The organism is Micromonospora yasonensis, assembly GCF_026013475.1.
Lineage (GTDB): Bacteria > Actinomycetota > Actinomycetes > Mycobacteriales > Micromonosporaceae > Micromonospora > Micromonospora yasonensis.
This window is the reverse complement of the sequence record NZ_JAPDPH010000237.1, coordinates 1-10536: the sequence shown is the minus strand read 5'-3', so window position 1 is coordinate 10536 and position 10536 is coordinate 1. Positions and strand designations below refer to the sequence as shown.

General features: G+C 74.1%; 9 protein-coding genes and 2 pseudogenes. 1 reads left to right on the top strand and 10 read right to left on the bottom strand.

From position 1 onward, the window contains the following. A partial coding sequence (locus tag ONA70_RS30725) for a patatin-like phospholipase family protein (protein WP_265009992.1) occupies positions 1 to 615 on the bottom strand: 615 nt, incomplete at its 3' end. A gap of 176 nt (positions 616 to 791) precedes the next feature. Here ONA70_RS30725 and ONA70_RS30720 point away from each other — a divergent pair. Then, on the top strand, positions 792 to 2255 hold the full coding sequence (locus ONA70_RS30720; protein WP_265009991.1) for a serine/threonine-protein kinase: 1464 nt from the start codon (positions 792 to 794) through the stop codon (positions 2253 to 2255). A gap of 4 nt (positions 2256 to 2259) precedes the next feature. On the opposite strand, the gene ONA70_RS30715 is transcribed toward ONA70_RS30720, so the two are convergent. The 9 genes and pseudogenes from ONA70_RS30715 to ONA70_RS30680 form a co-directional block, all read right to left on the bottom strand. Then, a complete protein-coding gene (locus ONA70_RS30715; RefSeq protein WP_265009993.1) occupies positions 2260 to 3360 on the bottom strand; it encodes a glycosyltransferase family 4 protein in 1101 nt (366 codons plus the stop codon). A gap of 88 nt (positions 3361 to 3448) precedes the next feature. Next, a complete protein-coding gene (locus ONA70_RS30710; RefSeq protein ID WP_265009990.1) occupies positions 3449 to 4120 on the bottom strand; it encodes a BON domain-containing protein in 672 nt (223 codons plus the stop codon). Between the two features lie 164 nt (positions 4121 to 4284). Further along, the gene (locus ONA70_RS30705; protein WP_265009989.1) at positions 4285 to 5814 is read right to left on the bottom strand and encodes a S1C family serine protease; all 1530 of its coding nucleotides are present in this window, start codon (positions 5812 to 5814) and stop codon (positions 4285 to 4287) included. A 62-nt stretch (positions 5815 to 5876) separates the two neighbouring features. Then, positions 5877 to 7115 (bottom strand): annotated as a pseudogene (locus ONA70_RS30700) (HAMP domain-containing sensor histidine kinase); the annotation flags it as partial. A gap of 150 nt (positions 7116 to 7265) precedes the next feature. Beyond that, positions 7266 to 7431, bottom strand: a pseudogene (locus tag ONA70_RS37050) (two-component sensor histidine kinase); the annotation flags it as partial. Beyond that, positions 7428 to 8129 carry a response regulator transcription factor gene (locus ONA70_RS30695; protein ID WP_089012749.1) on the bottom strand — a complete coding sequence of 234 codons (702 nt, stop codon included), beginning with the start codon at positions 8127 to 8129 and terminating at the stop codon, positions 7428 to 7430. The gene ONA70_RS30695 and the pseudogene ONA70_RS37050, both read right to left, overlap by 4 nt. A gap of 82 nt (positions 8130 to 8211) precedes the next feature. Further along, positions 8212 to 8829, bottom strand: a complete 618-nt coding sequence (locus ONA70_RS30690; protein WP_265009988.1) for a PadR family transcriptional regulator — start codon at positions 8827 to 8829, stop codon at positions 8212 to 8214. After that, positions 8826 to 9662, bottom strand: a complete 837-nt coding sequence (locus ONA70_RS30685) for a DUF4097 family beta strand repeat-containing protein (protein ID WP_265009987.1) — start codon at positions 9660 to 9662, stop codon at positions 8826 to 8828. The genes ONA70_RS30690 and ONA70_RS30685 overlap by 4 nt, the downstream gene beginning before the upstream one ends. 196 nt (positions 9663 to 9858) lie before the next feature. Then, positions 9859 to 10536, bottom strand: a 678-nt coding sequence (locus ONA70_RS30680; protein ID WP_265009986.1) for a lysophospholipid acyltransferase family protein, incomplete at its 5' end; no start/stop codon positions are given.

Sequence of the window (10536 nt, the reverse complement as noted above, 5' to 3'; positions counted from 1 at the left end):
GTCCCAGGGCCGGCGGGGCGGGGACAGTTCGCGTTCGATCCGCCCCACCTGGAGGACGAAGATCCGCTTCGCGCCGGCGGCGACCGCCTCACCGACCGGGATCGAGTTGACCACCCCGCCGTCGATGTAGTGCTGGCCGTCGATCTGGGTGGGCGGCAGCAGGCCGGGGACCGAGGCGGAGGCGAGCACCGCCGGCACCACCGGTCCGGTGTGGAACCAGTGCTCGGCGGCCCGCTCGATGTTCGCCGCGCAGCAGCGGAACGGCACCTTGAGGTCGGCGAAGGTGGTCTCCTCGCCCAGTTCGTTCTCCAGCAGCCGGCGCAGTGGCCGGGGCGAGTGCAGGTGGGTACGGGCGGCGAAGCGGCGCAGCTGCCGGGCGACGGAGTCGCCGTACACCTCGCTCGCCTCGGGTGAGGCCCAGAGCCGGACCAGCCGGTCGGTGACCGCCTCGGTCGGGTCGGCGGCGACCAGGGCGCCGTTCACCGCGCCGATCGACGTGCCGAGCACCATGTCCGGCCGGATCCCGACCCGGAACAGGGCGCGCAGCATGCCGACCTCGACCGCGCCGAGCACGCCGCCACCACCGAGCACGAACGCCACCGGACCACTTGCCATGCCGTTCATCCTGGCACGCGGCCGGAAGGGGGCCCGGCGGAGACGGCCGGCCGGGCGCCCCTGCTCACCGGCGGCGACCAGGGATGTGCAGGCCGTCGACGACAGACCGGACAGCCGTTGACACGCCGGACACATTCCCGCAACCTGATACCGCTCCCAAGCCAGGCAGGTGCGATGTGAACGCGTCACTGCACGGCGGCAGCTTGCTGGCCCGCAGGTACCGGCTCATCGACCGGATCGGGGCCGGTGGCATGTCCGTGATCTGGCGTGCCCGCGACGAGGTGCTGGACCGGATCGTCGCGGTGAAGGTGCTTGCGCCAGCGCTCGCCGCGGACGCCCGGTTCCGGGACATGGTGCGCGAGGAGGCCCGGTCCGCCGCCCAGCTGGTCCACCCGCACGTCACCGCCGTGCACGACTACGGCGAGACGGTGGCGCCGGACGGCAGCATCACCTCCTTCGTGGTGATGGAGCTGCTCGCCGGCGAGGAGCTGGAGCACCGGCTCACCGAGGGGCCACTGCCCTGGCCGCAGGCGGTGGAGATCGGCGCGCAGGTGGCCGAGGCGCTGGTCGCCGCGCACCGGCTGGGCATCGTGCACCGGGACATCACCCCGGCGAACGTGATGATGACCCGGGTCGGCGCGAAGGTGCTGGACTTCGGCATCGCCACCCGGGTCGGCGCGCCGGACGAGGACGAGGACGGCGACACCTTCGGCACTCCCGCGTACGTGGCACCGGAACGGCTGGACGGCGCGGCGGCCCAGCCCGCCACCGACGTCTACTCCCTGGGCGTGCTGCTCTTCGAGACCTTGACCGGCCAGGTGCCGTTCCCGGCGGACACCTGGGAGCAGCTCGGCGAGGCGCTGGCCGAGAGCGACGCGCCGACGCTGGACGTGCCGGGACTGCCGCCGCCGGTGGCCGAGATCTGCCTGCGCTGCCTGGCCCGCGACCCGCGGCGCCGGCCCACCGCGCACCAGGTGGGGGCGGCGTTGCGGGACCAGTTGCTGCCCGCCGACCCGCAGGCCGCCACCATGCGGGTGCCGGCCGGACCGGCCCCGGCCCTCCCCACCGTCGCCCGGATCGACCCGGGCAACGACCGGCCGGTCCGCGAGGCGGCGGCCCACGCCACCCGCCCGGCGGGCCGCCGCCGGTTACTGGTGCTGGTGGGGGTCGGTGTGGTGGTGGTCGTCGGCGCCGCGCTGCTGGTGCCCGCTCTGGTCCCGGACCGGGAGCCGCCGTCCGGCGGACCGCCGCCGGTCGCGGGGCCGGTGGTCGTCCCCTCCACCACGCCGCCAACCCGGAGCGCCCGGTCGGAGCCGCCGTCACCGCGCCCCAGCCGGCCGGCCCGCACGACCAGCGGCCCGCCCGCGCCGCCCGGGGTCAACCTGATCGAGGCGGCCAACCGGGTGGCCGACCTGATCGACGCCGGGCTGGTCGCCGGCCAGATCCGTGAGGACGTCGGGGTGGACCTGCGCAACCTGCTGCACAACGCGACCGCCGCGGCCGAGGCGGACGATCTGGCCGCCGCGGTGGACCAGCTCCGCAGGAAGGTCGCCGAGCGGTGGCGCGAGGGCAGCATCAGCCCGGAGTACGCCCGGCGGCTCGACGCGGCCGTGGCCGAGCTGGCCGGCACCCGCGCCTGACCGGTCAGCGGGCGACGACGGGAACGGCCCGCGGCTGTTCGGCGGAGGTGGCCCGGGCAGCCAGGAAGGTGCGGTACACCGACTCGTAGCCGAGCGCCATCCGTTCCACCGAGAAGTTCTCCGCCACGTGCGCCACACAGTCGGCCGGATCGAGGCGGGCCGACTCGCGCAGCGCCCCGGGCAGTTCCTCGGGGCGATCGCAGACCAGCCCGGTCAACCCCGGCCGGACCAGCTCCGGCACCGCGCCCCGGCGCAGCGCGACCACCGGCGTGCCGGTCGCCATCGCCTCCACCATGACCATGCCGAACGGCTCCTCCCACTGGATCGGCATGATCAGGCAGCGGGCGTCGAGCAGCAGCCGCAGGGTCGCCTCCCGGTCGGCGTTGAGCACCAAGGTGACGTCGTCGGCCAGCATCGGCTCGACCACCTGCTCGAAGTAACGGCGTTCGGCCGGCTCGTTGCACTTGCCGGCGAGGGTGAGCGGCAACCCGGCCGCCCGGCAGGCCCGGACCGCCAGGTCAGGCCCCTTGTCCGGGCTGAACCGGGCGAGCCAGAGCACCGGCCCCCGGCCCGGGGCGCGCTTGCGCGGGAAGTCGCGCAGCGGCATGGCGTTGTGCACCGTACCGGCCCAGGGCAGGTCCGGGTTCGCCCGGCGCTGGGCGTGCGAGATCGCGACCAGGCCCACCCCGCGGTCGGTGTTGCCGAGCACCGTGCCGTACTCCCCCACCGGGTTGCCGTGCACGGTGGCCACGGTGGGTACGGACCGGCGCCCGGCGACCAGCGGGCCGATCGTGGTGTGGTCGTGCACGATGTCGAACTCGGCGGGATCGACCAGGCGGCTGACGTGGGCCAGGTGGGCCAGTTCGGGCAGTGACTCGCCCAGCCGGTCGTACTGGAGGTCGGGGCAGGTGGAGACGAAGTCGGCAGCCGTGCCGTGGCCCCGTCCGGCGCCGAAGAGGGTCACCGCGTGGCCGTGGTCGACCAGGCCGTCCACCAGACCGGCCACCACCTGCTCCAGGCCGCCGTAGCCGGGTGGGGGCACGGACAGCCAGGGCGGCGCCACCATCGCGATCCGCAACGGCCGGGCGCGCGAGCGGTCCGACATCAGGTGGTTCACGGGCACGAGTCCTCCCCAGGTCCCGGCGTTCGTGATCGGGGGCGCTTTCCCGGCCTGACCGGTGGTAAACGGGCGCTCAGCGGGTCACCACGATCCGGTCGTGCACCTCGCGCACGCCCGGGGTGGCCCAGGCGGCCCGTTCCGCCTCCTCCCGCTGCCACCAGGAGCGGACGGCCCCGCCGAGCACCACGGTGTCGCCGGTGACCTGGACGTCGATCCGTTCCGTGCCGGTCCGGCGGAAGAGCACCCGTTGCAGGTCGCGGCGGTTCTGCTCGTCGCTGGGCGGGGTGGGCGGCCGTACCTCGACCAGGTTGGTGACCCCGCGTACGCCGCGCAGCCGGCGCAGCTCCCGCTCGGCGGTACGCCGCTGGAACCCGTACTCCACCTCGCCGCGGAGCATGATCCAGCCGTCGGCGACGGTCACGTCCAGCCGCTCGGCGGGAACGAAGCTGTCCCATTCCAGCGCCCGACTGGCCGCGATGGCGATGTCGGCGTCGGTGCGCTCCTCGGCGATGGGCAGGCGTACCTCGAGGTCGCTGGCCACGGCCCGGACGCCGCGTACCCGGTGGGCGCAGCGCTCGGCCGCCCAGCGCCGGGCGTAGCTGTCCACCTGGCCGGTCAGCGTCACCACGGCGTCGGCGACGGTCACCCCGATCTCGGCCGGCCGGGTCTGCGCGTCCCAGTCCAGCTCGGCGAGCACGTCCCGCTGGATCTCCGGATCGGTACGGGCGGCGCTGGTGGTGGTCATGACGTCCCTCCCCGTGCGGTTCCCGGTCCGTCGAGCGTCCCGCCCGACGGGGTGAACCGGGCTCACCCGGATCGGGTGAGCCCCGAAAAAAGTGGGCGGCGGGTGACGAAGCCAACCCCCTTGGCTCCGTCACCCGCCACCCGTGGAGGAGGCAGGTCTGTCGGTCAGGACGTCTCGGCGAGGGTCACGCTCGCCGTCTGGGTCGAACCGTTCCGCTTGAACTCCACCTGGACCCGGTCGCCGACCTTGCCGGACTGGACCGCGCCCACCAGGTCGTTGGAGTCGTTGATCACCTTGTCGCCGAACTTGGTGATCACATCACCCCGCTGGAGCCCGGCCTTCTCGGCCGCGCTGCCCGGGGTGACCGCGCCGATCATCGCGCCACCGTCCTCGGCGGCGCTCACGCTGACCCCCAGCGACGGGTGGCTGATCTTCTCGCCACGCTGGAGCTTCTCGGCGACGTCCTTGGCCTTGTTGCTCGGGATGGCGAACCCGACACCGATGTTGCCGTTGCTGCCCTGTCCGGCGGTGGCGATCGCGGTGTTGATGCCGATCACCTCGCCCCGGGTGTTCACCAGCGCGCCGCCCGAGTTGCCCGGGTTGATCGGAGCATCGGTCTGCAGCAGGCCGGAGATCGAGCTGGCGCCGCCCTGCTGCGGGTTCTGCTGCTGGCCGCCCTCGCCGGCCTGGATGGTGCGGTCACGGGCGCTGAGGATGCCGGCGGTCACCGAGCCCTGCAGGCCGAGCGGGCTGCCCAGGGCGAGCACCTGGTCACCGACCTGCATCGCGTCGCTGTCGCCGAACTTGGCCGCCTTCAGGCCGCTCACCCCGCTGGCCTTGACCACGCCGAGGTCGGTCTTCGGGTCGGTGCCGATGATCTTCGCCTGCGCGGTCTTGCCGTCGGCGAAGACCACCTTCACGGTGTTACCGCTGGCCGAGGCGACCACGTGGTTGTTGGTCAGCACGTACCCGTCGGCGCTGAGGATCACCCCGGAGCCCTCACCGCTGTCCGTCATGATCGTGACAATGCTGTCCTGGACGGAGGCCGCGATCTTCGGCAGGTCGGCACTGTTGATCACCGGGGCCGCCGAGTAGGTACGGGTGATGGTGGTGTGCCCGCCCACGGCGAGCGCGAGCGCGCCGCCGGCCACGCCGGAGCCGAGCATCAGGGCCAGCGCCAGCGCGCCCGCGCCGACGAACTTCCCGGCCCGACTCGGCCGGACCGGCTGCGGCTGCGGGCCCCACGGCGGGACCGGCTGGCCGGGCTGCGGCGGCTGCGCCCCAGGGTACGGCTGGTGCGCCTGGTGGTTCTGGTACGGCGGCACCGGGCCGCCGTGCGGCTGGTAGCCACCCTGGTGCGCCCAGCCCTGCTGCTGGCCGCCGTACCAGGGCTGCTGCGTCTGGTAGGGCGGTGCGGACGGGGTCGCCACCGGCGGCGCGTACGGGCTGTCGGGGTGGGTCGGGCTGGCGTCGGCGGCGGCCGGGGCGGGGGTTCCGGCGGCCGGGGAGTCGGCCGGAACCGGCGCGGCGGCCGGGCTGCCGCCGGCGTCCGGCTGTCCGCTCGCGGCGCGGGGCAGCGGGGCGGTGGAGTCCGACTGCCCGTCTGCGGTGCGGGGCAGCTCGGCGGTGGGGTGCGACGGCTCGGCGTCGGCGGGGGCCGGCGTCCGCTGGGGGTCGGTCTCGTGGTCGGTCATGTCTCCACCTTGCCCGCTGGCACTGCGACCAGCCTGGAACCTGCCTGAAGGTTTTCTGAAAGTCACTCTCCCGGCTCGGGCGTCTCCGGCAGCAGCGGCAGCTTGACCCGGAAGGTGGCCCCGCCGCCCGGCGTCTCGGCCACCTCGACCGTGCCATGGTGGGCGGAGACCAGCGCGGCGACGATGGCCAGCCCCAGCCCGGTGCTGATCGGCCCGCCGGCCCGGCGGGTCCGGGCGGCGTCCACCCGGTAGAACCGCTCGAAGACCCGTTCGGCCTGCTCGGGAGAGAGCCCCGGTCCGGTGTCCGCCACCTCCACCACGGCCAGGTTGCCCGGCTCCACCCGCAGCCGCAGGGTCACCGAGGCCTCCGGCGGGGTGTGGGTGAGCGCGTTGGTCATCAGGTTGCCGATCACCTGCCGCAGCCGGGCGTCGTCGCCGAGCACCACCAGCGGGCCGGCGCCGGGCTCGATCTCCAGCTCGATCCGGCGTTCCGGGTCGACCGCCCGGGCCGCCTGCACCGCGTCGGAGGCGAGCACCGGCAGCTCGACCGGGGCCAGCGCGATCGGCCGCTCCCGGTCCATCCGGGCCAGCAGCAGCAGGTCCTCCACCAGCAGCCCCATCCGGGCCGCCTCGTCCTCGATCCGGCGCAGCAGGCCGGCGGTCTGCTCGGGCTGCCGGGCCGCGCCCTGCCGGTAGAGCTCGGCGAAGCCGCGGATGGTGGTCAGCGGGGTACGCAGCTCGTGCGAGGCGTCCGCGATGAACTGCCGCATCCGCTCCTCGGAGCGGCGCGCCCGCGCCTCGGACGCCTGCGCCGCCGCCGCCGCGTCCCGGGCGCCGACCTCCGCGCTGCGGGCCGCCGCCTCGGACGCCGCCCGGGCGGTGAAGGCCGCCTCGATCTGCGCGAGCATCGCGTTCAGCGCCCGGGAGAGCCGGCCCAGCTCCGAGGTCGGGCAGGCCCGCCCCTCCTCGGGATCGGGCACCCGTCGGCTCAGGTCGCCGCCGGCGATGGCCGCTGCGGTCCGCTCGATCTCCACGAGCGGCTTGAGACTGGTACGCACGATGCCCGCGCCCACCGAGGCCAGGATGATCAGCACCGCCCCGCCGACCAGCAGGTCGATCCAGATCAGCCGCTGTACGGCCCGGTCGACGTCGGTGAGGTGCTGCCCGTAGGCCAGGACCCGGCCGTCACCGAGGTCGGTGTAGATCATGCGCCAACGGGTCCGGCCGTCGATCGAACGCACGGTGCGCGGCTCGCCGACCTCGGACCGGTAGCTGGCGTAGTTGGTGGGGAGCCGTGGCAGTTCCGCGGCGCGAAGGCCCGAGTAGTGGAAGGGCCCTCGAATTTCGCTGGGGGGGGGTCGCCTCAGCGGCTACGAAGTCGGAGGGGAGGTCGATGACGACCGGCCCCCCGCCCTGGTCCAGCAGCCGGGTCACGCCGGCGGTGTCGCCCCGGAGCTGGTCGTCCACCTGGTCGACCAGGTACTGGCGGAGGAAGTACGTGGTCAGGGAGCTGATCACCAGGAGGGCCGCCGCGACAAGAGCGAGGACGGCGGCGACCAGCTTCACCCGCAGGGGTACGCCGCGCAGCCAGCCCTTCGCGTCGTGGACGGCGCTCACGCCGCCGGCTTGCGCAGCACGTACCCGACCCCGCGCAGGGTGTGGATCAGCCGCGGCTGGGTGTTGTCGACCTTGCGCCGCAGGTAGGAGATGTAGGACTCGACGATGTTGTCGTCGCCCCGGAAGTCGTAGTTCCACACGTGGTCCAGGATCTGCGCCTTGGACAGCACTCGGTTGGCGTTGAGCATCAGGTAGCGCAACAGCTTGAACTCGGTCGGCGAGAGCTGCACCCGCTGGCCGGCCCGGTGCACCTCGTGGGTCTCCTCGTCCAGCTCCAGGTCGGCGAAGGTGAGCCGGGAGGGGGCCTGCTCGCCCGTGGCGGTCCGCCGCAGCACCGCCCGAATCCGGGCGGTCAGCTCCTCCAGGCTGAACGGCTTGGTGACGTAGTCGTCGCCGCCCAGGGTCAGCCCGCGGATCTTGTCGTCGGTGGCGTCCCGGGCGGTCAGGAAGACCACCGGGGTACGCGTACCGCCCTCGCGGAGCATCCGGATGACCTCGAAACCGTCGAGGTCGGGCAGCATCACGTCGAGGACGACCAGATCGGGCCGGTGGTCCTTGGCGGCGTTCAGCGCCGCGCTCCCGCTCGTCGCGGTGGCGACGTCGAAGCCGGCGAAACGCAGGCTCGCGGAGAGCAGCTCGAGGATGTTCGGGTCGTCCTCGACGACGAGCAGTCGGGCCTCGGTCTGGGTAGCCACCATGGCACCCATCATCCGCGCACTGGCTGCGGTCGCGCTGGGTGGATCCTGGAAACAACCTGTGAGCGCGCTCCGCGGGCCGGCCTCAGCGAAGCAGCCGGCGCAGCCCGTCCAGCGCCCCGTCCAGCAGCCGGATCGCGGTACGCAGCTGGGTGTCGGTGAGCCGGCCGGCGCGGACCAACGCGCCGACCTCCACGGTGAACGCGGCGAGCCGCTGGTCGAACTCGGCGAGCAGGGGCGACTCGGCGGGCACCGTCCGGCCACCGTTGGCGGCGGGACGGGTCGGAGGCGGCTCCCAGCGGGTCCGGCGGGTCTGCCGGGCCGCCTCGCGCAGTTCCCGCTTCAGGTCACGGACGGAGCCGCGTACCTCGGTCTGGATCTCCCCGGCCAGCGCGGAGAGGTCCGCGACGGAGGCGGTGATGTCGGACTCCAGGGTGGCCAGCTCGTCGGCGCGCTGCCGCAGCTCCGCGCGGCCGGCCTCGGTGATCTCGTACACCTTGCGGCCGCCGGCGGCGGTGTGCGTGACCAGGCCCTCGACCTCCAAGCGCTGGAGCCGTGGGTAGATGGTCCCGGCGCTCGGCGCGTACAGGCCGAGGAAGCGGTCCTCCAGCAGCCGGATCAGCTCGTAGCCGTGCTTCGGGCCGTCGTCGAGCAGCTTAAGCAGGTAGAGCCGGAGCCGCCCGTGACTGAACACGGCGGTCACGGCAGCTCCTCAAGGTCGTCGTCGTCCTCGACGGGCCGGGAGAGCAGGGCGATGCTGCCGGACGTCGCGGAGGCCCAGAGCTTACCGCCGCCCGAGCCGAGCACCCCGTGGCTGTCCTTCACCGCGCCGAACCCGGGGCCGCCGGAGACCTGCGGGAAGCCGCTGGTGATCCGGCCGGAGGTGGTGTGCAGGTGGACGGCGAGATCGCTGTCCTCCCGGACCCGGACGGTGATGCTGCCGGAGATGGCGCTGAGCCGGATCTCGCTGCCCCGGGGGTTGTCCAGGTCGCAGGTGATCGACCCGGAGACCGCGTGGGCGCGCACCCGCTCGGGCGCGCTGTCGGCGAGGATCAGCTCGCCGGAGACCGTCTCCAGGTTGAGGTCGCCCCCCACACCGAGCGCCTCCACCGGCCCGGAGGTGACCTTCGCGCTGGTGCGGCCGCGCAGCCCCATCAGGGTGACCTGGCCGGAGGTGACATCGACCCGGGTGTCCCGGCGCAGCCCGGAGGCGACCAGCGAACCGTCCACCAGGCGCAGGTCGGCCAGCACGTCGGCCGGTACGGCGATCGACACCTCGGCCCGGAACCGGCGGCCGAGCTGACCGAGCCACCAGAGCACTCCCGGCCAGCGCGGTTGCCGCTGGTGGCCGACGCTCAGCCGGCCGTCCCGGTGCTCGACCAGGACGGGCCGACGGCTGATCCGGGTGATGTCGACCCGGGCCGGACCGTCGGTGCCCACCACGTTGAGCCGGCCGCTGATCAGATGGACGTCCAGCCGGGTGACCGGCCCGTCCAGAGTGAGCTGCAGCGGGCTGTCGACCGTCCAGCTGGCCATGGCGTCCTCCCCTCGGAGACGTGCCGACCTACGGCACGTCGAGCGACGGGAGAAGCATAACGCGATACATCGCGACTGAACAAGACTGTCGCGAGTGTGTCGCCCGCCGCGTGAATCGTCTGTGACGTCAGCTCCAAAGGGCGTCTCGGACGCACCCCCGCCCCGGGGCGGCTGACGCCCGCGCCGGACCTTCGAGCTAAGCGGGGGCCAGCATGCCGGCGAGGCTGATCTCGGCACTCCGACGGCCGCCCGCACCATGTTCGTCACCGGCGGCGGACCGGTCCCGGGCGCCGACCGACCGGATCACGGCCCGGGGCCGGGCCAGGTGGATGGCCGACTCGGCGGCCCGGGCCAGCGCCCGCCGGTCCGCCCCGGCGGCCGGGTGCAGCGGCGCGGCCACCCCGACCGACACGGTCAGGTCCCGGGCGGCCAGCACCCGGCGTACCGACGCCCAGAGGGTCTCCTCGCCGAGGAAGGCGGCGAGTGTGGTGGGGTCGCCCGCGTACCGGTAGCTCAGCCGGAGCGGCACGACCGGCGCACCCGCGTCCACCGCGGCCTGAAGCATCGCCGGGCGGAATCCGCGGGCGGGCCGGCAGCCGTCCGCCACGCCGCACCAGGTGGTGCCCTCCGGGAAGACGGCCACCGAGTGGCCGGCGCCCAGCGCGGCGGCCACCCGCCCGACGGTGGCCGGCAGGTCACGCGGCCGGGACCGGTCCACGAAGACCGTGCCGGCCGCGGCGGCGAGCAGGCCCACCACGGGCCAGTCCCGTACCTCCCGCTTGGCGAGCATCCGGGCCGGGGACACCGCGAGCACCGCGAGGATGTCCAGCCAGGAGACGTGGTTGGCGACCAGCAGGGACCGGCGGCGGGGCAG

Coding starts and splice junctions, on each gene's coding strand:
- ONA70_RS30715 (WP_265009993.1), bottom strand. CDS start 3,360: ATGTCGGACCGCTCGCGCGCCCGGCCGTTGCGGATCGCGATGGTGGCG.
- ONA70_RS30710 (WP_265009990.1), bottom strand. CDS start 4,120: ATGACCACCACCAGCGCCGCCCGTACCGATCCGGAGATCCAGCGGGAC.
- ONA70_RS30705 (WP_265009989.1), bottom strand. CDS start 5,814: ATGACCGACCACGAGACCGACCCCCAGCGGACGCCGGCCCCCGCCGAC.
- ONA70_RS30695 (WP_089012749.1), bottom strand. CDS start 8,129: ATGGTGGCTACCCAGACCGAGGCCCGACTGCTCGTCGTCGAGGACGAC.
- ONA70_RS30685 (WP_265009987.1), bottom strand. CDS start 9,662: ATGGCCAGCTGGACGGTCGACAGCCCGCTGCAGCTCACTCTGGACGGG.